18 protein-coding genes are annotated in these 18,213 nt (G+C 66.4%); 10 read left to right on the plus strand and 8 right to left on the minus strand.

All coding sequences use genetic code 11. The annotated features are described in order from the left end of the window. The first annotated feature begins 25 nt into the window (after nt 1-25). The 5 genes from AC5Y5Z_RS00915 (at nt 26) to AC5Y5Z_RS00935 (ending at nt 4,710) form a co-directional block, all read left to right on the plus strand. On the plus strand, nt 26-775 hold the full coding sequence (locus AC5Y5Z_RS00915) for an Rv3717 family N-acetylmuramoyl-L-alanine amidase (protein ID WP_499922881.1): 750 nt from the start codon (nt 26-28) through the stop codon (nt 773-775). 13 nt (nt 776-788) lie between these two features. Beyond that, nucleotides 789-1,646: a hypothetical protein gene (locus AC5Y5Z_RS00920; RefSeq protein WP_499922883.1), complete on the plus strand. Its 858-nt coding sequence runs from the start codon at nt 789-791 to the stop codon at nt 1,644-1,646. Between the two features lie 55 nt (nt 1,647-1,701). Further along, nucleotides 1,702-3,249 carry a serine/threonine-protein kinase gene (locus tag AC5Y5Z_RS00925; RefSeq protein ID WP_499922886.1) on the plus strand — a complete coding sequence of 516 codons (1,548 nt, stop codon included), beginning with the start codon at nt 1,702-1,704 and terminating at the stop codon, nt 3,247-3,249. 77 nt (nt 3,250-3,326) lie between these two features. Beyond that, nucleotides 3,327-4,055, plus strand: a complete 729-nt coding sequence (locus tag AC5Y5Z_RS00930) for a potassium channel family protein (RefSeq protein WP_499922888.1) — start codon at nt 3,327-3,329, stop codon at nt 4,053-4,055. A 97-nt stretch (nt 4,056-4,152) separates the two neighbouring features. Continuing rightward, nucleotides 4,153-4,710: a class I SAM-dependent methyltransferase gene (locus AC5Y5Z_RS00935; protein WP_499922889.1), complete on the plus strand. Its 558-nt coding sequence runs from the start codon at nt 4,153-4,155 to the stop codon at nt 4,708-4,710. 5 nt (nt 4,711-4,715) lie between these two features. On the opposite strand, the gene AC5Y5Z_RS00940 is transcribed toward AC5Y5Z_RS00935, so the two are convergent. From AC5Y5Z_RS00940 to AC5Y5Z_RS00950, 3 genes are all read right to left on the minus strand, one after another. Then, nucleotides 4,716-6,080, minus strand: a complete 1,365-nt coding sequence (locus tag AC5Y5Z_RS00940) for a flavin monoamine oxidase family protein (RefSeq protein WP_499922891.1) — start codon at nt 6,078-6,080, stop codon at nt 4,716-4,718. Nucleotides 6,081-6,146: 66 nt separating this feature from the next. Then, on the minus strand, nt 6,147-7,475 hold the full coding sequence (locus AC5Y5Z_RS00945; RefSeq protein WP_499922893.1) for a cytochrome P450: 1,329 nt from the start codon (nt 7,473-7,475) through the stop codon (nt 6,147-6,149). A gap of 93 nt (nt 7,476-7,568) precedes the next feature. Next, on the minus strand, nt 7,569-7,919 hold the full coding sequence (locus AC5Y5Z_RS00950) for an MmpS family transport accessory protein (RefSeq protein ID WP_499922894.1): 351 nt from the start codon (nt 7,917-7,919) through the stop codon (nt 7,569-7,571). 94 nt (nt 7,920-8,013) lie between these two features. Here AC5Y5Z_RS00950 and AC5Y5Z_RS00955 point away from each other — a divergent pair, with 94 nt between their 5' ends. Next, nucleotides 8,014-9,111 (plus strand): NAD(P)H-dependent amine dehydrogenase family protein, encoded by a 1,098-nt coding sequence (locus AC5Y5Z_RS00955; protein WP_499922897.1) that lies wholly within the window; start codon nt 8,014-8,016, stop codon nt 9,109-9,111. A gap of 121 nt (nt 9,112-9,232) precedes the next feature. Continuing rightward, a complete protein-coding gene (locus AC5Y5Z_RS00960) occupies nt 9,233-11,083 on the plus strand; it encodes an Hsp70 family protein (protein ID WP_499922900.1) in 1,851 nt (616 codons plus the stop codon). Nucleotides 11,084-11,089: 6 nt separating this feature from the next. On the opposite strand, the gene AC5Y5Z_RS00965 is transcribed toward AC5Y5Z_RS00960, so the two are convergent. From AC5Y5Z_RS00965 to AC5Y5Z_RS00980, 4 genes are all read right to left on the minus strand, one after another. Continuing rightward, nucleotides 11,090-11,932: a putative sodium/potassium/calcium exchanger gene (locus AC5Y5Z_RS00965; RefSeq protein WP_463824577.1), complete on the minus strand. Its 843-nt coding sequence runs from the start codon at nt 11,930-11,932 to the stop codon at nt 11,090-11,092. Nucleotides 11,933-12,111: 179 nt separating this feature from the next. Next, nucleotides 12,112-13,059, minus strand: a complete 948-nt coding sequence (locus AC5Y5Z_RS00970) for an SDR family oxidoreductase (RefSeq protein ID WP_463824576.1) — start codon at nt 13,057-13,059, stop codon at nt 12,112-12,114. A gap of 294 nt (nt 13,060-13,353) precedes the next feature. Further along, nucleotides 13,354-13,977 carry an MBL fold metallo-hydrolase gene (locus AC5Y5Z_RS00975; protein ID WP_463824575.1) on the minus strand — a complete coding sequence of 208 codons (624 nt, stop codon included), beginning with the start codon at nt 13,975-13,977 and terminating at the stop codon, nt 13,354-13,356. Further along, nucleotides 13,977-15,062 (minus strand): S-(hydroxymethyl)mycothiol dehydrogenase, encoded by a 1,086-nt coding sequence (locus AC5Y5Z_RS00980; protein WP_463824574.1) that lies wholly within the window; start codon nt 15,060-15,062, stop codon nt 13,977-13,979. Before AC5Y5Z_RS00980 ends, AC5Y5Z_RS00975 begins: the two co-directional genes overlap by 1 nt. Nucleotides 15,063-15,176: 114 nt before the next feature. Between AC5Y5Z_RS00980 and AC5Y5Z_RS00985 the strand changes: the two genes are divergently transcribed. The 3 genes from AC5Y5Z_RS00985 to AC5Y5Z_RS00995 all read left to right on the plus strand — a co-directional run bounded on the left by AC5Y5Z_RS00985 (nt 15,177) and on the right by AC5Y5Z_RS00995 (nt 17,659). Beyond that, nucleotides 15,177-16,196 carry a class I SAM-dependent methyltransferase gene (locus tag AC5Y5Z_RS00985; protein WP_499923165.1) on the plus strand — a complete coding sequence of 340 codons (1,020 nt, stop codon included), beginning with the start codon at nt 15,177-15,179 and terminating at the stop codon, nt 16,194-16,196. Continuing rightward, the gene (locus AC5Y5Z_RS00990; RefSeq protein WP_499922909.1) at nt 16,193-17,032 is read left to right on the plus strand and encodes a serine hydrolase domain-containing protein; all 840 of its coding nucleotides are present in this window, start codon (nt 16,193-16,195) and stop codon (nt 17,030-17,032) included. The genes AC5Y5Z_RS00985 and AC5Y5Z_RS00990 overlap by 4 nt, the downstream gene beginning before the upstream one ends. 114 nt (nt 17,033-17,146) lie before the next feature. Next, entirely contained in the window at nt 17,147-17,659 is a 513-nt protein-coding gene (locus AC5Y5Z_RS00995) for a DUF3145 domain-containing protein (protein WP_463824572.1), read from the plus strand. A gap of 10 nt (nt 17,660-17,669) precedes the next feature. Here AC5Y5Z_RS00995 and AC5Y5Z_RS01000 read toward each other — a convergent pair whose 3' ends face one another. Beyond that, on the minus strand, nt 17,670-18,182 hold the full coding sequence (locus AC5Y5Z_RS01000; RefSeq protein WP_499922913.1) for an Rv2253 family sensor-like surface protein: 513 nt from the start codon (nt 18,180-18,182) through the stop codon (nt 17,670-17,672). Between the last annotated feature and the right edge of the window lie 31 nt (nt 18,183-18,213).

The following is an 18,213-nucleotide window of genomic DNA, read 5'->3' on the forward strand; positions in this document are numbered from 1 at the left end:
GGCGCCCGGTTGTTACCATCGCGCGGTGAGCCGAGTATCCAGGCGCGACGTGCTGAAATGCGCCGCCGCAGCACCGCTTGTCCTCGCCGCCACGGTCACCGGTCCACGCGCCGCGGCCGTCGGGATCGCCGGCATGAGCGTGTTCCTCGACCCCGGTCACAACGGTGTCGCCGACGCGTCGATCAATCAGCAGGTGCCGAACGGCCGCGGCGGCACCAAACCGTGCAACACCTCGGGCACCGCGGCGGGCAACGGATATCCCGAACATGCGTTCACCTGGGATGTCACCAACATGGTGGCGGCGAATCTGAGCGGTTTGGGCGTCAACACCCAATTGTCCCGGAGTGACGACAACTCGGCCGGGCCCTGCATCGACGACCGCGCCGCGCGTGCCAACGCCGCGCACCCCGACGCGATCGTCAGCATCCACGCCGACGGCGGCCCCGCGTCCGGACACGGCTTCCACGTCAACTACTCCAGCCCGCCGCTGCGACCTTCTCAAGAGGGACCGTCGATGCAGCTTGCCAACGCGATGCGCAGCGCCCTGATCGCCGCCGGCTTCCGCCCGGCCAACTACATCGGCTCCGACGGTCTGTATGGCCGTGCGGACCTGGCCGGCTTAAACTTCGCGGAATACCCGGCCGTCCTCGTCGAACTCGGCAACATGAAGAACGCCGAGGACGCCGCCCAGATGGAAACCGCCGACGGTCGGGCCCGATACGCCACCGCGGTCACGCAAGGAATAGTTTCTTATCTCCAAGCCAAAGCGGGGTAGCGCCCGACGGGTGATGACGGTGGCCGCAACGCTGGTTGCGGCGGCCGCGATTGTCACGCTCACCGCCGTCTACACCTACCGGCACGGACCGTCGCCGCCACGCTCGGACCCTTCAGTGCCACCGGTGCCGCCCAGCGCACCCACCCCGCACGCGCCCGACCTGGCCGGCGATTTCACCCAGCTGGCCCACCGGCTGAACGCCGCGATGGGCCTGGCGGTGGTCGCCGTCGGAAGTGCAGAACCGCCATTGACATACGGCGACTGGCAGCAGGGCCCGGCCTGGTCGACGATCAAAGTACCGCTGGTGATCGCTGCCTACCGCGCGCAGGGAAAAGTCACCGACCAGATGAAGGCCGCGATCATCGAATCCGACAACGCCGCAGCCGAAGCGCTTTGGCAGCAACTGGGCGATCCAGCCACCGCCGCCGCCGCAGTGCAGCAGGTCCTGCAGGAGACCGGTGACCCGACGACCGTCGAATCACGAAGGCTGCGAAGGGAATTCACCATATTTGGACAGACGAATTGGTCGCTGACCAATCAGGTGCGGTTCACCGGCCACGCATTCTGCAACAAGGCAAACGCGCCGATTTTCGCTCTGATGGGCGACATAAGCCCGCAGCAACGCTGGGGCATCGGCCAACTCCCCGGTGCTCAGTTCAAAGGCGGCTGGGGTCCGTCGCCAGCTGGCAAATACCTTGCGCGTCAACTGGGTGTCCTTGACACCCCGACCGGCAAGGTCGCCGTCGCGATCGCCGCGGAGCCCGAGTCCGGCCTGTTCGACGACGGCAAACGCGCACTCGACGCCGCCGCCAGCTGGCTGACCAGTCACCTAGCCCAGCTTCCCGCCGCCCAGTGCAAGGCCGACAGCTAGACATCCACGTGTTGTGCCGCATAATTCCTACGGGAGGGCGATGACGGTGTCAGCGGTGGATCAGCGTGTCGGGACTACCTTCGGCAAATACACGATCACCGGTGTCCTTGGCAAAGGCGGCATGGGGGAGGTCTACGAGGCCTACGACAACCAGATCGGCAGGACCGTCGCCCTCAAGATCATCAAGAGTCAGTACGCCAACGACCGCAAGTACCGCACCCGCTTCGAGCGGGAATCGCATGCCGCGGCGACATTGCAGGAACCGCATGTCATCCCGATACACGGATTCGGCGAGATCGACGGTTCGCTGTTCATCGACATGCGCCTGGTTCGCGGCAGAGACCTGGAGACCTTGCTGGCCAACGGCCCGCTGGATGCGAACCGGGCAGTGATGATCATCAACCAGATCGCCGCGGCCCTCGATGCCGCGCATGCCGACGGCCTCGTCCATCGTGACATCAAGCCGCAGAACATTCTTGTCACCCCAGCCGATTTCGCGTACCTGGTCGACTTCGGAATCGCCGAAGTGGTGGGCGAACACACCCGGCTGACCGCCACCGATATGCGCGTCGGCTCGTGGGCCTATATGGCGCCCGAACGTTTCACCGGCACCGAGATCACGCCTGCCGCCGACATCTACTCGCTGGCCTGCGTGTTGTACGAGTCGCTGACCGGCCAGCTACCTTTTCCAGCGCAGACCCAGGGTGGCCTCGTCGCGGCCCACATGTCGTCGCCGCCGCCTCGACCCAGCCTGGCCAACCCGCGGGTCCCGCCGGCGCTGGACGAGGTCATCGCGCGCGGCATGGCCAAAGAACCTGACGATCGCTACGGCAGCGCCGGGGCATTCGGTCGCGCTGCCGAACGGGCGTTGCGCAGCGGCGCGCGCACCGCGGTCGACCCCGTCGATCGCACCGAAGAGATGCCGACCCGCGCTGCGGCATGGTCACCCGTGCCTCCGCCGCCGCGTCAGTATGTCTATCCGCAAACTGTGCCGCCGTCGGGTCCGCAGCCGGTGTCGGTGCCGGAACCTCAGCAGCCGCCGCGGCGGCGCTGGGTCGTTCCCGCGGTGGTCGGCGCATCGGTGGTGCTGATTCTCGGCGCAGTCGGCATGGTTGTCGGCCTGCTGGCGCAACCGGACCCGCCGCACGCCCCGTCGTCAGCGACGGTGCCGCCGACCATTCCGCCCTACGCCGGCGAAAGCGCCCCAACGTCTATTCCGCAGGAATCGATCCCGCCGCGCCCGGCCGATGCCACACCTCCGCTGGTCACGGGACCGGACCAGAGCGCCAGTCGCCAAAGTTGCGACCAGGGCTTCCAGCTGAGCAACACCACCGGGTTCGGGTCACACGGGGGGCGTGGCTCACCCCAGACGTCGTGCTATTTCGCCAACACCGTCCTGCGCACGTACTGGAATACCTACGGCAACGCCACCAATGGGCAGCGAACGGTATCGGCGCCGGGAGCGGTCGACTGCTTCACCGTCCCGGGCGCGAACTGCGATCCGAAGAACGCCGCGAACTTCCTGATGCAGTGCGCCGGCGACGGCGCGAACCCGTGGATCAGGTGCACCGGGGGCAAGGACGCCGTGGTCTACCTCTGGTGAGGCTGTGACCCGGCGGCCTCGCCCGGACCATGATCTGGTCGAAAGTCTTTGATATTCGCCGGGATACGCTGTGCCGCATGACCGAGCCGAGCAAGGAAGAGCTGTGGGTGCGCCGCACCGAATGGCCCTTGGCACTGATCGCCCTGGCCTTTCTGGTCATGTACTCGGTGCAGGTCCTCACCCGGCCCGCTGGTGAGGAGGCCCGGCTCCTCTGGCTGGCGACATGGCTGGCGTGGAGCCTGTTCGTCGTGGACTACATCGCGCGCCTGATCCTGGCCACCGACCGCCGCCGGTGGTTCTTCCAGCACCTGATCGACCTGCTGGTGGTTGCGCTTCCGCTACTGCGCCCGCTGCGCGTGCTGCGCCTGCTGCTGTTGGTCGGCGCTTTGCAGCGGGCGGTCGGCGACGTCATCCGCGGCCGCATCCTGCTCTATACGCTGTCCGGTGTCACGCTGCTGGTCTATGTGGCGTCGTTGGCCATGCTCGACGCCGAACGTGGTCAGCCGGGCGCCACCATCGCCTCATTCGGCGACGCGGTGTTCTGGTCGATCACCACGGTGACCACCGTCGGCTACGGCCACCTGTATCCGGTGACGGTCACCGGACGCGGCATCGCCGTCGTGCTGATGATGGGCGGCATCGGTCTGGTGGGGGTGGTGACGGCGTCGCTGGCCTCGTGGATCGTGCAGCGCGTCGAAGAAACCGACACCGCGAACCAGGTGGCAACGGCCGCCCAGATCGAGGAACTGCGCAGCGAGATCGACGCGCTGTCCCAGCAACTCCGACACCGGGACGCAACTCCCTAGTTCAGTCCGAGACGGTTCACCGACTGGGAGAACCACGAGTTGAGCGTGCTACGTTCTGGCCCAGATGTTTCGTCGCAAACTTTCTGAAGTCCAGCATGTGCTGCAACCCGCCGTGCGGCTGCGCGAGCAGGCGGAGGCGCTGGCTGAGTACGTTGGTCACGGGGACAGTGTGCTCGACGTCGGGTGCGGCAGCGGACACCTCTCGGTGTACCTGCGCGAGATGTATGGGGCGGTGCCCACCGGCATCGACGTCAAGGACTCCCGCTCCGTCGACATCCCGTTCGCCGAGTTCGATGGCACGTCAATTCCATTCCCGGACAAAGCATTTGACAACGTGATCCTCAGTGAGGTACTGCACCACAGCCACGACCCGGTCAGACTGATCACGCAATGCCGGCGAGTGGCGCGCCGGCGCATCATCGTATTCGAAGACATGCCCGACGGGCCCATCGGCAAGCTCGCCCTCTACGCACACGTGCACGCGTTCGCGCGCTACCACCGATATCCCTTCGCGCCAGCGGGTTTTGACGAGTACCGGGAGGCGCTGGCGTGGCTGGGGACGACCGCGACGAGCGTCACGCGCATTCCGCAGCCACCGGAATGGTTAACGGTGTACCCGCGGGTGTTGATCGTCTACGAACTGGACTGCAACTGAGGCGATCAGGTGCCAGGCAGGGCGTGGTCGACCAGGACTTCGTTCGCGGCCCGTTCGCCGGAACGCACGGCGCCGTCGATCCAGCCGCACATCACCGCCGAACTCTCGGTGCCGGCCCAGTGGATGCGACCACACGGTCGGCGCAGCGCGTGACCGAATTCAGTCAGCACACCGGGCGGAGCGTGGCTGAGCATCCCACCGCCCGAATACCGTTCGCGACTCCAATTCTGCTCGACGTAGTCGACCGGCCTGGCCGCTTTCGGCCCGAACCGTTCCACCAGTGCGTCGAGGACCACCTGCCGGCGTTCGTCCTGGTCGAGGCGTTCGTATCGGCGTGCGATCGGGCCTTCGATGATCACGCACAGGATCCCAGGTGTAGCGGAGTCGGTACACGCATCGATGGTGATGGTCGCCACCGAGCCCGGCGCTGCGGACTGTCCGCACAGGCCGTCGGCCCGCCAGAACGGCTCGTCGTAGACGATGGAGACCTTGACGACGGCACCGCTCGGCATCCGCTGATGCAGAAACGAGCGGTCGGTGGGAAGCATTGGCTCGTAAGCGATTTGGCTGGCGATGGCGATCGGGACCGCTACGACTGCATGCCGGGCGCGGACACTGCCGTGGTCGGAGCGCACGGTGACGCCCTCGAGATCCTGGGTAATGGACCGCACTGGTTGAGACAGCGCGATCGCGTCACCCAGCTCGGCGGACATCGACCCATAGAGGGCGCCCATCCCGCCGACCACCCGGGAGTCCTGGGAGGCGCCGGGGCCGCCGAGCACGAAACCGGGGCCGCCGGCCGAGCCCATCTGGTACAGCATGAACAGCATCGACACCTCCGAGGCCGCCGAGGTGTAGCAGCCCGAGATCGCGGCGTCGAGCAGGTCGTGCGCAGCCTTGGACTTGACGTTGCGGTCCAACCACTGAGCGAGCGTCATGCGGTCCCACCTGGCGGCCTTCTTGGCCTCCCACGGCGCATCCAAGGGAATCGTCTTGCACATGTGGCCGAGTTCGAGGAAACTCGCCCCGAGATTCAGCGCGGCCCAAGGGCTCATGCTCCACGGGATGGTGCCCTCGTAGCGGTACTGCTTGCCGTCGACGAACATCATCGCGGCCCCGTCGTGATACTGCTTGAAAGTCTTGACGCCGAACTCATCCAGCAGTGCGAGGATCCGGTCCTGGGTGGGGCCCACCCACGCCCCGCCCCTGTCGATCCAGGATCCGTCGTCGCGCGAGACGGTGAAGGTGCGGCCCCCGACCCGATCGCGTGCCTCGAGCAATCTCACCGAACAGCCCGCCTGCTTGAGTCGCAACGCAGCGGTCAAGCCCGCGAAACCCGCACCTACAACGCAGACGTCGACGTCGGTCATCCTCACAGCCCTACCGGCAAATGGGTTGACAGTCAACGGCGAACAGGTGCAACCGCGCTCGGCGGGCTAAGTCCAGGCGACTGGCAGCGATTTGATGCCGTGAATGAACTGGGACAGCAGTCGCGCCGGCTCTTCGACTGCGACGATGTCCGGTATCTCGCGGCGCAATTCGTCGAACACCACCCGGATTTCGCGACGCGCCAGATTGGCTCCCAGACAGAAGTGAGCGCCGCCGCCGCCGAAGCCGACGTGCGGATTGGGGTTGCGTGCAACGTCGAACGCCCACGGGTCGGCGAATTTCGACTCGTCCCGGTTCGCCGAGCAGTACCACAACGAAACCTTGTCGCCCGCAGCCATTTTGGTACCGCTGAGCTCGAAATCCTGGGTCAGGGTGCGGCGCATGTAGACCACTGGCGAGGCCCAGCGCACAATTTCCTCGACCGCGGTGTGCTCCAACGCCGCATAATTCGCCCACCACTTCTCCCGCTGGTCGGGGTAGCGGGACAACGCCAGCACGCCGTGGCTGATCGCGTTACGGGTCGTCTCATTACCGGCGACCACCAACAGGATGAAGAACATGGCGATCTCCGACGACGACAATCGCTCGCCGCCCACCTCGGCTTCGACCAGCGCGGCGGTCAGATCGTCGTGGTGATCGGCGCTGGCACGGCGGTGATCGTCGGCCAGCTGGGTCGCGTAGTTGCCGATTTCCATTGACACCCGGATGAACTCGTCGTAGTCCGTGGTGAGGTCCGGGTCGCCGAAGCCCAGAATGACGTTGGTCCAGTGGAATACGCGTTGATGGTCTTCTTCGGGAATGCCCATCATGTCGCAGATGATCTGCAGGGGCAGCGGCCCGGCGAGTTCGCTGACCAAGTCGGCCCGCCCGTCGGGATGGGCGGTGATCATGGAGGTCACCAGCCGGTGCGCGCGGTCGCGCACCGACGCCTCGATGCGGGCCACCACCTTCGGCGTGAACGCCCGGCTCACGATTGAACGCAGCCGCTGATGGCGGGGGTCGTCCAGCACGATCATCGAACCGAAGTACTCCGCCAACTCCGGGGTCTGATCGTTGATGGTGATACTCGGACTCGAGCTGAACACCTCCGGGTGGCGGCTGGCGAAGAAGACATCGTCCAGCCTGGTCAGCGCCCAGTGCCCCGCACCGGCATCGAATCCTTCCATCTCGACCGCGGGCCAGAACGAGATCGGTGCCTGGCGGCGCAGGGTGGCGAAGGCGCCGTCGCGATAGTCGTCATTGCGCGCCCAGAAATCCAGTGACCCCAACTCGATATCGCAGAGGGGAATCTCCGGTGGCCGCGCCCCGTTGACCCGGGGCGCCAAACTCCTGGAAGCCGGCTTCGCCGCCGCTGCCGGCCTGGTCTTGAGGTCCATTCGATCCTCCTCTGTCCCGCTTCGCCGTTGAAGGGGCCACTCCCGCGAGCCTAGACCTCCGGACTGATCCAGCGTCTGTTTCAAGCCGCGGTGTCAGTGCGAGCAGATGGCCCGACCGGGCGTGCCGGTCGAATGCGCGTCGTTGACCACGTTGCCCGCGACCACGATCTTGCAGGCGATGGTGCCCTGGCCCTGCGCGCTGAGCACGAAGACCTGGCCGCCGAACGCCTGGAACTGGGTCGACCACGGCAACGGCACATTCGTCGCGCGCTGCTGGCCCGCCTCGGATTGCCACGAAATGTATTCGGCGACACCGGGGCCGCTCACCTCGTAGCGGACTTGGGGGAACTCGCCGGGTTTGGGGGTGGCGCTGGCTACGCCACAGGAGACCGCGAAGGCGGTCCCGACGGCGAAGACGATCGAAGCTGCACGACGACTGCTCATGGTTGTTCATGTTGTCATCACCGAGGGGTGATTACGAGACCCTTTTGACTCAGAAATTATGGTGAACCCGGGGCTGGCTGACTTGGAGGTGCTGATGTCGGAAGTGGGCGCGTTACGCGTTCCTAAGCGGGTCGTGGTGTGGGGCACCGGGTTCGTCGGTCGAATGGTGATCCCCGAGATCGTCAAGCACCCGCTGTTCGAATTGGTGGGTGTCGGAGTGAGCAGCCCGGACAAGGTCGGCCGCGACGTCGGCGACATCTGCGGATCGGCCGAACCGGTCGGCGTCATCGCCACCGACGACGTCGAGGCGTTGATCGCGCTCCAGCCCGACGCGCTGGTGCACTACGGACCCACCGCGATGCACGCCAAGGACAACATCTCGTTGATCACCCGCTTCTTGCGGGCGGGCATCGACGTGTGCTCGACGGCGATGACGCCGTGGATCTGGCCGACGATGCCGCAGAACCCGCCGAACTGGATCACGCCCATCACCGAGGCGTGCGAGTTGGGGGAGTCGTCCTGCTTCACCACCGGTATCGACCCCGGGTTCGCCAACGACCTGTTCCCGATGACGCTGATGGGTCTGTGTTCTGAGGTACGCAAGGTCCGCGCGTCCGAGTTGCTGGACTACACCAACTACGAGGGCGACTACGAACGCGAGATGGGCATCGGGCGCGAGCCCGAATACAGCCCCATGCTGGAGAACAGCGACGTGCTGATCTTCGCGTGGGGAGCGACCGTGCCGATGATCGCCCACGCCGCCGGAATCATGCTCGACGAGATGACCACCACCTGGGACAAGTGGGTGACGCCCACCGACCGCAAGTCCGCCAAGGGCGTCATCAAGGCAGGACACGTCGCGGCCGTCCGGTTCACCATCAACGGGCTGTACCAGGGCGAGACGCGCATCCAGCTCGAGCACGTCAACCGCATCGGTCTCGACGCGGCCCCGGACTGGCCGACGGGCCACGACAACGACGTCTATCGGGTGGACATCGAAGGCACCCCGAGCATCTTCCAGGAGACGGCCTTCCGGTTCACCGACGGCTCCGGCCGCGACGCCGCCGCGGCCGGCTGCCTGGCCACCGGCCTGCGGGCGCTGAACGCGGTGCCCGCGGTCAACACTCTGTCTCCGGGCTGGGTGACCGCGCTCGATCTGCCGCTGATCCCCGGGGCCGGCACCATCCGCTGACCGGTGCGGTGGTCGTACAGCCTGCGCATAGCCGACACACAGATTGGCTATAAGTCTTAGCGCAAAGGTTGCGGTTAGGTGAGAATGCAAAGCGTTCCACCGGACACGGGGATTGGACTAGATGGCAGACGGAGTTAGGCCTGCGTTGGGCCTGTCGATCGGTGCCACGAACTTTGCCGCCGTGACACCGGACCACGCCATCACCCGTAAACCCGTGCTGACCCTGTTTCGGCAGCGTGCACCCGAAGTCGGGGTGCCGTCAGAGAATCCCAGACTGGACCAGCCGGGGCTGGTCATCACCGACTTCGTGGACCGGGTCGGCGACCGGGTCGGGATCGTGGCGGCCGACGGCTCGATACACCGCAGCGAAGCGCTGGTGGCCGACGGGCTGCGTGCGCTGGCCTACTCGGTCACCGGCGGACGGCCGTTGCCCGACAATGTGGCGGTCACCTACCCGGCGCACTGGGGCGCGCCCGCGGTGGACGCGCTGGGAGCCGCGTTGAGCCGGGTCTCGGAATGGTCGCACTCCGGCAAGCCGCTGACGTTGATCCCCGACGCCGCCGCAGCCTTATTCGCCGTGCGCGCAAATCCCGGCATCCCGGCGCGTGGCATCGTCGCAATCTGCGACCTCGGCGGCAGCGGTACCAGCATCACGCTGGTCGACGCCGCCGGCGACTACCAGCCCGTTGCCCCGACGGTGCGCCACGACGATTTCTCCGGTGATCTGATCGATCAGTCGCTGCTGACCTACGTGATGTCTGAACTGCCTGCCACCGGTTCGTTCGATCCGACCGCCACCGCGGCGATCGGCTCGCTGAGCCGGTTGCGCGGCGAGTGCCGCAACGCCAAGGAGCGCCTGTCGGCCACTACAGTGACCACCCTTGCCCAGGACGCGCCGGGGATGCGCGGTGAGGTCCGGCTGACCCGCAACGAACTGGAGGAGACCATCCGCGGGCCGCTCGACGGATTCGTCCGTGCGGTCGAACAAACGTTGAGCCGCAACGCTATTCGCGAGTCGAGTGTGGTCGCGATCGCGACGGTCGGCGGTGGCGCCAACATCCCGGCAGTGACCACGACGCTGTCCGGGCGGTTCGGCGTCCCGGTGGTCACCACACCGCGCCCGCAACTGACCGCCGCGATCGGTGGCGCGCTGCGCGCCGCGCGTGGTCCTGCAGACACCAGCGCGACGGTGCTGACTCCGGCTGCGGCTGTTGCCGCGGCCCCGGCAGCGGCACCGGCCATACGACCGTTGACGCAGCAGGAGGCTCTCGACGGCGGCGCGGAGCTCAACTCCGACGCGCCGGTCTCGCTGATGCAACCGGCGCTGGCCTGGTCGGAGGCGGCCGACGACGCGTCGAGCGTGATGCCGGCCGCCGGCGATCGGCAGGGCTCGGGGCTGACGTCGGCTCGCCCGCAGTTGGCATTCGAGCAGGAAAGTCGACCGGCCGCCGAGCCCAAGAAACCACCGATCCCGTGGTACCGACTGCCGGCGGTGATCATCGTCAGCACCACGGTGGCGCTGCTGCTGGTGGGTACCGCCGTGGCGATCGGGCTGAGTTCACACAAGCAGGGCGGTACGCAGCCGTCGGTCAGCACGGCTCCCGTCACCTCCGCACCGTCGTCAGCACCGCCCCCATCCAGCACTGAAAGCCCCCCGCCGGAGACAACGACGCCGCCGTCGCCGACAGCCGAGCCACCTCCGCAGACGCGCCAGGCCCCACCGCCGTCGACTCGGCCGCCGGCCCCCACCACCGAAGCGCCGCCCCCACCACCGCCGACCACGCAACCGCCGGCACCCACACAGCCGCCGCAAACCACCCAGCCCCCGGCCACCCAGCCGCCTGCGCCCCAGCAGCCTACGGTCACCCCGCCCAGCCCGCCGCCGCTGCCGCAGCTGCCGCAGATTCCCGGCCTTCCGCAGATACCAGGAATCCCCGGCGCTTTGCCCGCGCCGGGGATCCGAATCGGCTGAACCGGGTCAGGTCTTCGCCGGTTCCTTTTCGCCTTTGTCCTGCTTGTCGTCCTGCTCCTGCTTGTCTTTCGCGTCTTGGTCAGCCTGGGAATCCTCATCGGAGGCCCGCTCGTCCTTGGCTTCCGCCGACGAGTCGTCGTCGTCATTCTGATCGTCGAACTGGCCTTCTTCCTTGGCCGTCTTGATGATCTCTTCGTTGAATTTCTTGTCCCGCTCGATATTTTCTTCGGCGGTCTTCTTGGCGTCCTCGTACAGCTCGTCGTCGGACTTGTCCGCCAGCTCGGCCGTTTGATCGGCGTTGGCACCCCGGTCGCTGGTGGCGTTCAGGTCCTTCTCCTTGGAACCGTCGTCGCCACCGGAATCCTCTGAGTCGCCGCTGTCGGACTTTGTGGCTTTGTCGCTCTCGGATTTCGCGGAGTCGTCTTGGCGCTGTCCTTCGTCGGAATCTGAATCTGAGTCGGAATCCGACTTCGATTTGTCCCGCTCGGCCTCAGCCTTGGCGGCCGGCGAATCGTCGTCGTCGGCATACTTGGCGTTACCGTCGTCGTCCAGCCACTCGTTGACGGCGGTGCCGGTGATGGTCCCGCCGGAGCCAGGCAGTACGAGGGTGGGCTGGTATTTGTAGGCCGACCGCATCTCCGCGGCCTTCTCTTTTGCCTCGTCGTCGGGCTTGGGCTTCCCGTCTTCGTCGGTCTCGACTTCGTCGCCGTCGCTGTCCTTGTCGGTCTCGCCCTTGGCCTCGCTGTCCTGGTCTCTTTCCTCGTTGGAGGCCTCGGCAGTGTCCACGCCGCCCCTATCGGTGGTGTCCTTGGTGGCCTTGTCCGCCGATTCGTCGTCGTGTTCGCTCATGCTGATACCCCTTAGAAGTTGCTGATGCGACCCATGCTGTGGGGGAGGTTACCCACTTGGGCATCGCGACGAAACGCGCGCTTCCGGCGCGCGCCTCTTGACCAGCACGATCGTGACGATCGGCTGCTCCCGCAAAACGCCGTGCCTAGATCAGCTAATAGCAACAGCGTGCATCGCTGCTACGCGGGATAGCTGACACCCGTGAGACGCTCGGAGGTCTCCCAAAGGCGTTGGCAATCATCGTCATTGGCTGCGCGGCTGGGGATCTTCGCCTCGGCGACACCGCCGCCGGCGGCTTCGTAAAGGCCGCGCGGCCCGTAGAACGCGCCACCTTCGGCCGCCGGATTGGCGGCCGCGTACAACGCCGGCAGTATCCCTTCGTCGATCTCCTGCCACAAGAACGGCGCAAAGCGCCATGACGTCGTATACAGACGTCCCATCAACGTCGGCTTGTCGCGGCCATGGGAGGGGCCGCTGATCTGCAAATTGGTTTTGGTCAAACCCGGGTGTGCCGCGTTGGAGACAATGCCCCAGCCGGCTGCGCGACTGCGCTTGTCCAACTCGCGGGCGAACATCAGAACCGCCAGCTTCGACTGGCTGTATGCGGCCATCGAGGCGTAGGACTTCTCGAACTGCAGGTCGTCGAAGTGGATGCGACCGCGGCGAGCGGCGATGCTGCTCAACGAGACCACCCGCGCGCCCGACGCTGCGCGCAGCAGCGGCAGAAGATGCCCGGTCAGCGCGAAGTGCCCCAGATGATTACTGCCGAACTGTAATTCGAACCCGTCTGAGGTGGTGTCGCGTTCCGGCGGCGTCATCACCCCGGCGTTGTTGATCAGGATGTCGATGGGCCGGCCCAGTGCGTTGAGGTGCTCACCTAACGCCGCGACCGACCCGAGCGACGACAGGTCCAGCGACTTGATGGTCAGCTTGGCATCGGGCACGACTGCGCGGATCTCCTTGATTGCCGCCTCGCCCTTGGCCTGGTTGCGGATGGCCATCAGCACCTCGGCGCCGGCCGCCGACAGGCGCTTGGTCAGGCCGAACCCCAGGCCGCTGTTGGCGCCGGTGACGACCGCTAACTTGCCGGACAGATCGGGCACGGTGGCTATCAGCTCATGAACCATGGGCGCGGCTCCTTCCCGCTGGTGGGTTTCGCGTGCCACCAGTGTCCCCTTCGTGGTGCCGATCCCGCGCGGGGACCCTGGCTCTGCTGGCCTCGCGGTGTCGATCGGGTGGCTGGCGCGCAGCCGACGGCTGTCGCCCCGAGTCGCCGCTATTCGGTCCCGCCCCCGCCAATTTCCTCCCGCCGGCGCCTTCGCGGCCGAGCGCCGACGGTGTCCGGGTCGAAAGGCCGAAAACACTTGCGGCACTGCGAGATCCGGGGGCACTGACCGAACCGAGCTCCGGGCGGAGAAACATCAATGTCCGCGGGCGACCCACTCCTCGTAATTGACGATCTCGTCGCCGATCGTCGTGTCGTCACCGTGACCGGTGTGCACCACGGTCTCGCCGGGTAGTGTGCCGAGCTGCTCGGAAATCGACTGCAGGATGGTGGGAAAACTCGAGTAGGAACGCCCGGTTGCGCCCGGTCCGCCGGAGAACAGCGTGTCGCCGCTGAACACCACGCCCAGATCGTGGGCGTACCAGCACACCGACCCGGGGGAGTGGCCGGGGGTGTGCAGGGCCCGCAGTTCCGTTCCGCTCACGGTCAACGTTTCGTCATCGGAGATGTCCCGAAATGCTTTGTCGGGGTGCGTCATTCGCCACAGCACTGCATCGGCTGGATGCAGCAGCACCGGTGCGTCGAGTGCTTCGCCGAGCTCTGGCGCCACAGTCACGTGGTCGTTGTGTCCGTGCGTGCACACCACCGCGATCACATGCCGGCCGTCGACCGCCTCCACGATCGGCGCTGCATCGTGCGCGGCGTCGAACACGATGACATTGGAGTTGTCGCCGACGAGCCAGATGTTGTTGTCGACTTCCCAGCTGCCGCCGTCGAGTTCGAAGGTGCCGTGGGTGACCACGCGATCGATGGAAACCACTACAGCACCACCACCGAGCGCAGAACCTTGCCACCATGCATCTTGTCGAAAGCCTCCTCGATGTCTTCTAACCCGATTCGTTCGGAGACAAACTTGTCCAGCGGCAGCCGGCCCTGCAGGAACAGATCGATCAGGGTGGGAAAGTCGCGCTCGGGCAGGCAGTCGCCGTACCACGACGACTTCAGCGACCCGCCGCGGGAGAAGAAGTCCACCAGCGGCATCTCCAGACGCATGTCGGGCGTCGGCACCCCCACCAGCACGACCGTGCCGGCCAGATCGCGCGCGTAGAAAGCCTGCTTCCACGTCTCGGGCCGGCCGACAGCGTCAATCACCACATTGACACCGAATCCGTCGGTCAGGTCTTGAATCGTCTCCACCACGTCCACCTCGCGGGCGTTCACGGTATGGGTGGCACCGAACTCGCGCGCCCAGTCCAATTTGGTGCTGTCGGTGTCCACCGCGATGATCGTTCGTGCACCGACCAGCGCGGCGCCGGCGATTGCCGCGTCTCCCACACCGCCGCAGCCGATCACCGCGACGGTGTCGTCGCGGGTCACCCCGCCGGTGTTGATCGCCGCGCCGATGCCGGCCATCACCCCGCAGCCCAACAGGCCGGCCACGGCAGGATCGGCGGCGGAGTCGACCTTGGTGCACTGGCCGGCGGCCACCAACGTCTTGTCGGCGAACGCCCCGATGCCGAGCGCGGGGGTCAGCTCGGTGCCGTCGGTGAGCGTCATCTTCTGCTCGGCGTTGAACGTGTCGAAGCACAGGTGCGGCCGCCCGCGCTTGCAAGCCCGGCACTGGCCGCACACCGCACGCCAATTCAGCACCACGAAGTCACCCGGCTCGACGGCGGTGACGCCGGGGCCGACTGCCTCGACCGTGCCCGCTGCCTCGTGGCCGAGCAGGAACGGATACTCGTCGTTGATGCCGCCCTCGCGGTAAGTCAGGTCGGTGTGGCACACGCCGCAGGCCGTGATATCGACGACGACCTCGCCGGGTCCGGGGTCCGGAATGACGATGTCGACCACCTCGACGGGCTGGCCCTTTGACCGCGAAATCACGCCGCGCACTGTCTGACTCATGCGTTCAAACTACTGTCAGCCACCGGGTGCGGAGTACCCGGTGTGCGCCCACGCTGAGGTGTAGCGTCGCTGTGCGTGACGACAGCCGAAACCACGCAGGAATTCACCGAGCGGATGGTTGAGGTGATCGACAGCGCGGGACTGGCGATCCTGCTCAGCGTCGGCCACCAGACCGGACTGCTCGACGTCATGGCCGATTTGCCGCCCTCGACCAGCGCTCAGATCGCCGAGGCCGCCGGTCTCAACGAACGCTACGTCCGGGAATGGCTCGCCGGGATGACCACCGGGCACGTCGTCGAGTACGACCCCGTCGCGGCGACTTATCTGCTACCCGCATCCCGCGCCGCGGCGTTGACCCGGGCTGCCGGCCTGAACAACATCGCCCGGGTCACCCAGTTCGTGTCGCTGCTCGGTGAGGTTGAACAGAAAGTCATCGACTGCTTCCGCTCCGGTGGCGGCGTGCCCTACCGCGAATATCCGCGGTTCCACAAGGTGATGGCCGAAATGAGTGGCGAGGTGTTCGACGGGGCCCTGATCGACGTGGTGCTCCCCATCGTCGAAGGCCTGCCGGAGCGGTTGCGCGCGGGCGCTGAGGTCGCCGACTTCGGCTGCGGCAGCGGCCACGCCGTCAATCTGATGGCGCAGGCATTCCCGGCCAGCCGCTGCACCGGAATCGACTTCTCCGAACAGGCCCTGGCCGCCGGCCGCGCCGAAGCCGAGCGGCTGGGCCTGGCCAACGCGAACTTCGAAAGCCATGACCTGACCCGGCTGGACAAGGTCGATGCCTACGACGTCATCACCGCCTTCGACACCATCCACGACCAGGCCCACCCGGCCCAGGTGCTGGCCAATATCTACCGGGCACTGCGCCCCGGCGGCGTCCTGCTGGTGGCCGACGTCAAAGCCTCCAGCCGACTGGAGGACAACGTGGGGGTACCGAGAAGCACGTACCTCTACACCGTTTCGACCATGCACTGCATGACTGTCTCACTGGCGCTCGACGGCGACGGGCTGGGCACTGCGTGGGGACATCAACTCGCCACGTCGATGTTGACCGATGCGGGATTCGGCGAGGTACAGGTGACCGAGATCGAGTCGGACCCGTTCAACATCTTCTACATCGCCCGTAAATGACCGCGGCCCTGGACGCGCTGGCCGACTGGCCCGTCCCGCACGCCGCCGCAGCGGTCGTCGGGCCGGACGGGGTGCTGGTGACGCACGGAGACACCGCGCGCGAGTTCGCGCTGGCGTCGGTGACCAAGCCGTTGGTGGCGCGCGCCGCGCAGATCGCTGTCGAGGAAGGCGTCGTCGACCTCGATACCGAAGCCGGACCGCCCGGGTCCACCGTGCGTCACCTACTCGCGCACGCATCGGGACTGGCCATGCTCACCGGCGATGTGCTGGCCAAACCCGGTGCCCGCCGGATCTACTCCAACTACGGGTTCGCGGTGCTGGCCGAGACGATCGAGCAGGAGTCGGGGATCGAGTTCACCCGTTACCTGACTGAGGCGGTGTGCGAACCGTTGGGCATGACCAGTACCCGGCTGGACGGTGGCGCGGCCGAGGCCGGGTTCGGGGCGGGTTCCACCGTCGATGATCTGGTGCTGTTCGCCGGCGACCTGCTGCGTCCGGCAACGGTGTCGGCGCAGATGCACGACGACGCGATCACCGTGCAGTTTCCCGGCCTCAACGGGGTGTTGCCCGGATACGGTTCCCAGCGCCCCAACGACTGGGGGTTGGGCTTCGAACTGCGGGACTCGAAGTCACCGCACTGGACGGGTGGGCGCAACTCGGCGCGCAGCTACGGCCACTTCGGTCAATCCGGCGGCTTCATCTGGGTGGATCCGGCGGCGGACGTAGCGCTGGTGGTGCTCACCGACCGGGACTTCGGGGACTGGGCGCTAGAGCTGTGGCCAGCGCTTTCCGACGCGGTACTGGCCGAGCGGGCCGCCGGGGAAAATGCACACTAGCGCAACATAGGCATCACAAGGCACAATAGACACGCAAGACACACGGATAATTGCTCTATCGAGTTCACCAGGTCGTTGGGGAAGACGTCCCTCGTGGAACCGAAGGAGCAAAACATGCGTGCGTCGAATCAGTTTGCCGACGTTACGGCCGGTGTGGTGTACGTGCACGCCTCGCCCGCGGCGGTATGCCCACACGTGGAGTGGGCGTTGTCGTCGACTCTGCAGGCCAAGGCGAACCTGGTGTGGACCCCGCAGCCGGCCATGCCCGGGCAGTTGCGCGCTGTCACCAACTGGGTGGGGCCGGTGGGGACGGGGGCCCGGTTGGCGAACGCATTGCGCTCGTGGTCGGTGTTGCGGTTCGAGGTGACCGAGGATCCCAGTCCCGGCGTCGACGGCCACCGGTTCAGCCATACCCCGCAGCTCGGTTTGTGGAGCGGGGCGATGAGCGCCAATGGCGACATCATGGTCGGGGAGATGCGACTGCGGACGATGATGGCCCAGGGCGCCGATACCCTTGCCGCTGAATTGGATTCGGTGCTGGGTACAGCCTGGGACGAAGCGCTCGAGGCGTATCGCGACGGCGGCGACAGCGGTGAAGTGACCTGGCTCAGCCGGGGCGTGGGCTAACAGCTCACCCTCATCCGACCGGCGTTTCAACGGGTTTCGCCGACACCGGGATGTCGACGTTGCCCGCGCATGCGCCGCTGGCGATGTCGGTATGGAACACACCGGTGAGGATGCCGTATTGCCCCGGCGTGTACACCGTGATCGACTTTGCGGGAGCGTATTCGACGCTGCCGTCGGGCAGGAGGCAGTCCCACTTCCACGTCATTTCGCGCACCCACTGGGCCCCGTTCCAGGTGAATTCGACGGTCTTCGGCATGAATTCGCTCTTCGGTGGCGACGGGTTGATGACGGTGGCCATGCAGACACCCGCCGAGCAACTCGAGGTCAGGGAGACGGTGCTGCGGTGTGCAGATTCGTTCTGTCCGGCCGCAATGCTGGTGCCGGACTTCGCGTTTGCGCTGAGTACCATGACGTATTCACCGTTCCAGGACGCCACTTCGCCCGCCTGAGCCGCAGGCGACAGGAACGGCGAGGCCAATACGGCTGCCGACCCGATCAGCGCGGTCCTACCGAAACTCGACATGCCAGAGACTTCGCGTGCGGTGACCCGCTCG

The organism is Mycobacterium sp. NGS29 (assembly GCF_059812965.1).